We start from the raw sequence: 3,948 nt of genomic DNA on the forward strand, positions 1-3,948 counted from the left end.
GGATAGGAGCTTGACGATGACCTACTCTCACATGGGGAAGCCCCACACTACCATCGGCGATGCGTCGTTTCACTACTGAGTTCGGGATGGGATCAGGTGGTTCCAACGCTCTATGGTCGTCAAGCAATTCGGTTGCTGTATCGGTGTTTAGTCGCTACAGCTAATTGGGTATGTGATGTCAGTTGGTATTGCGTGTTCAGGCAAATTTTCGGTCTTTGTCGACTTCTGTCGAGACACACAAACAGCAAATTGTTTGGGTGTTATATGGTCAAGCCTCACGGGCAATTAGTATTGGTTAGCTCAACGCCTCACAGCGCTTACACACCCAACCTATCAACGTCGTAGTCTTCGACGGCCCTTTAGGGAGCTCAAGGCTCCAGTGAGATCTCATCTTGAGGCAAGTTTCCCGCTTAGATGCTTTCAGCGGTTATCTTTTCCGAACATAGCTACCCGGCAATGCCACTGGCGTGACAACCGGAACACCAGAGGTTCGTCCACTCCGGTCCTCTCGTACTAGGAGCAGCCCCTCTCAAATCTCAAACGTCCACGGCAGATAGGGACCGAACTGTCTCACGACGTTCTAAACCCAGCTCGCGTACCACTTTAAATGGCGAACAGCCATACCCTTGGGACCGGCTTCAGCCCCAGGATGTGATGAGCCGACATCGAGGTGCCAAACACCGCCGTCGATATGAACTCTTGGGCGGTATCAGCCTGTTATCCCCGGAGTACCTTTTATCCGTTGAGCGATGGCCCTTCCATACAGAACCACCGGATCACTAAGACCTACTTTCGTACCTGCTCGACGTGTCTGTCTCGCAGTCAAGCGCGCTTTTGCCTTTATACTCTACGACCGATTTCCGACCGGTCTGAGCGCACCTTCGTACTCCTCCGTTACTCTTTAGGAGGAGACCGCCCCAGTCAAACTACCCACCATACACTGTCCTCGATCCGGATAACGGACCAGAGTTAGAACCTCAAAGTTGCCAGGGTGGTATTTCAAGATTGGCTCCACGCGAACTGGCGTCCACGCTTCAAAGCCTCCCACCTATCCTACACAAGCAAATTCAAAGTCCAGTGCAAAGCTATAGTAAAGGTTCACGGGGTCTTTCCGTCTAGCCGCGGATACACTGCATCTTCACAGCGATTTCAATTTCACTGAGTCTCGGGTGGAGACAGCGCCGCCATCGTTACGCCATTCGTGCAGGTCGGAACTTACCCGACAAGGAATTTCGCTACCTTAGGACCGTTATAGTTACGGCCGCCGTTTACCGGGGCTTCGATCAAGAGCTTCGCTTGCGCTAACCCCATCAATTAACCTTCCGGCACCGGGCAGGCGTCACACCCTATACGTCCACTTTCGTGTTTGCAGAGTGCTGTGTTTTTAATAAACAGTCGCAGCGGCCTGGTATCTTCGACCGGCATGAGCTTACGCAGTAAATGCTTCACCCTCACCGGCGCACCTTCTCCCGAAGTTACGGTGCCATTTTGCCTAGTTCCTTCACCCGAGTTCTCTCAAGCGCCTTGGTATTCTCTACCCAACCACCTGTGTCGGTTTGGGGTACGGTTCCTAGTTACCTGAAGCTTAGAAGCTTTTCCTGGAAGCATGGCATCAACCACTTCACGTTCTAAAAGAACGCTCGTCATCAGCTCTCAGCATTAAGCGCCCGGATTTACCTAAGCACTCTGCCTACTACCTTAAACTTGGACAACCAACGCCAAGCTGGCCTAGCCTTCTCCGTCCCTCCATCGCAGTAACTAGAAGTACAGGAATATTAACCTGTTTCCCATCGACTACGCATTTCTGCCTCGCCTTAGGGACCGACTAACCCTGCGTCGATTAACGTTGCGCAGGAAACCTTGGTCTTTCGGCGTGCGAGTTTTTCACTCGCATTGTCGTTACTCATGTCAGCATTCGCACTTCTGATACCTCCAGCAAGCTTCTCAACTCACCTTCACAGGCTTACAGAACGCTCCTCTACCGCATCACCTAAGTGATACCCGTAGCTTCGGTGTATGGTTTGAGCCCCGTTACATCTTCCGCGCAGGCCGACTCGACTAGTGAGCTATTACGCTTTCTTTAAAGGGTGGCTGCTTCTAAGCCAACCTCCTAGCTGTCTAAGCCTTCCCACATCGTTTCCCACTTAACCATAACTTTGGGACCTTAGCTGACGGTCTGGGTTGTTTCCCTTTTCACGACGGACGTTAGCACCCGCCGTGTGTCTCCCATGCTCGGCACTTGTAGGTATTCGGAGTTTGCATCGGTTTGGTAAGTCGGGATGACCCCCTAGCCGAAACAGTGCTCTACCCCCTACAGTGATACATGAGGCGCTACCTAAATAGCTTTCGAGGAGAACCAGCTATCTCCGAGCTTGATTAGCCTTTCACTCCGATCCACAGGTCATCCGCTAACTTTTCAACGGTAGTCGGTTCGGTCCTCCAGTTAGTGTTACCCAACCTTCAACCTGCCCATGGATAGATCGCCCGGTTTCGGGTCTATACCCAGCGACTAAACGCCCTATTAAGACTCGCTTTCGCTACGCCTCCCCTATTCGGTTAAGCTTGCCACTGAATATAAGTCGCTGACCCATTATACAAAAGGTACGCAGTCACCCAACAAAGTGGGCTCCCACTGCTTGTACGCATACGGTTTCAGGATCTATTTCACTCCCCTCTCCGGGGTTCTTTTCGCCTTTCCCTCACGGTACTAGTTCACTATCGGTCAGTCAGTAGTATTTAGCCTTGGAGGATGGTCCCCCCATATTCAGACAAAGTTTCTCGTGCTCCGTCCTACTCGATTTCATGACTAAGAGATTTTCGCGTACAGGGCTATCACCCACTATGGCCGCACTTTCCAGAGCGTTCCGCTAATCTCAAAGCCACTTAAGGGCTAATCCCCGTTCGCTCGCCACTACTAAGGGAATCTCGGTTGATTTCTTTTCCTCAGGGTACTTAGATGTTTCAGTTCCCCTGGTTCGCCTCTTGCACCTATGTATTCAGTACAAGATAACCATCTTATGATGGCTGGGTTCCCCCATTCAGACATCTCCGGATCAAAGTCTGTTTGCCGACTCCCCGAAGCTTTTCGCAGGCTACCACGTCTTTCATCGCCTCTGACTGCCAAGGCATCCACCGTATGCGCTTCTTCACTTGACCATATAACCCCAAGCAATCTGGTTACTGTCTCAAACGTGAAGACGACATTCGCCGAAAATTTGCATAGAGAACACGCAAATTTTACCTTGACGCGACATGCTGCCAGTGAAAGCAACACATCGGTCTACTTCTATCACATACCCAAATTTTTAAAGAACAGTTCTGGCGCAAAGACCAGAATTCAATGCTTCATACTTAAGCATTCAATTCTGAGCTTTCAGCGATTCAAGAGTTAATGGTGGAGCCAAGGAGGATCGAACTCCTGACCTCCTGCGTGCAAGGCAGGCGCTCTCCCAGCTGAGCTATGGCCCCATCTACGGACTGGCCACATCCCTTGACAATTGGTGGGTCTGGGCAGATTCGAACTGCCGACCTCACCCTTATCAGGGGTGCGCTCTAACCAACTGAGCTACAGACCCAATCGTCTTACTCTCGGGTAATAACCCAATCGCTTTTCGCAAGTGAATCAAGCAATTCGTGTGGGAACTTATGAAGAAGCTGAAGTCTTCGATTAAGGAGGTGATCCAGCCGCAGGTTCCCCTACGGCTACCTTGTTACGACTTCACCCCAGTCATGAATCACTCCGTGGTAACCGTCCCCCTTGCGGTTAGACTAGCTACTTCTGGAGCAACCCACTCCCATGGTGTGACGGGCGGTGTGTACAAGGCCCGGGAACGTATTCACCGTGACATTCTGATTCACGATTACTAGCGATTCCGACTTCACGCAGTCGAGTTGCAGACTGCGATCCGGACTACGATCGGTTTTATGGGATTAGCTCCACCTCGCGGC

2 tRNA genes and 3 rRNA genes (1 of these 5 only partly in view) are annotated in these 3,948 nt (G+C 51.3%); all 5 read right to left on the minus strand.

Features of this window, described 5'->3' with window-relative positions:
* Positions 1 to 8 precede the first annotated feature (8 nt).
* Positions 9 to 124 (minus strand): 5S ribosomal RNA (gene rrf, locus H3H45_RS19955).
* A gap of 140 nt (positions 125 to 264) precedes the next feature.
* Positions 265 to 3,156 (minus strand): 23S ribosomal RNA (locus H3H45_RS19960).
* A 236-nt stretch (positions 3,157 to 3,392) separates the two neighbouring features.
* A tRNA-Ala gene (locus tag H3H45_RS19965) sits at positions 3,393 to 3,468 on the minus strand.
* 30 nt (positions 3,469 to 3,498) lie between these two features.
* Positions 3,499 to 3,575, minus strand: a tRNA-Ile gene (locus tag H3H45_RS19970).
* Positions 3,576 to 3,668: 93 nt separating this feature from the next.
* Positions 3,669 to 3,948 (minus strand): 16S ribosomal RNA (locus H3H45_RS19975) (it continues 1,356 nt past the right edge of the window).
* The 16S, 23S and 5S rRNA genes sit together here with 2 tRNA genes alongside, the layout of an rRNA operon.

Source organism: Aquipseudomonas guryensis (genome assembly GCF_014164785.1).
GTDB lineage: Bacteria > Pseudomonadota > Gammaproteobacteria > Pseudomonadales > Pseudomonadaceae > Aquipseudomonas > Aquipseudomonas guryensis.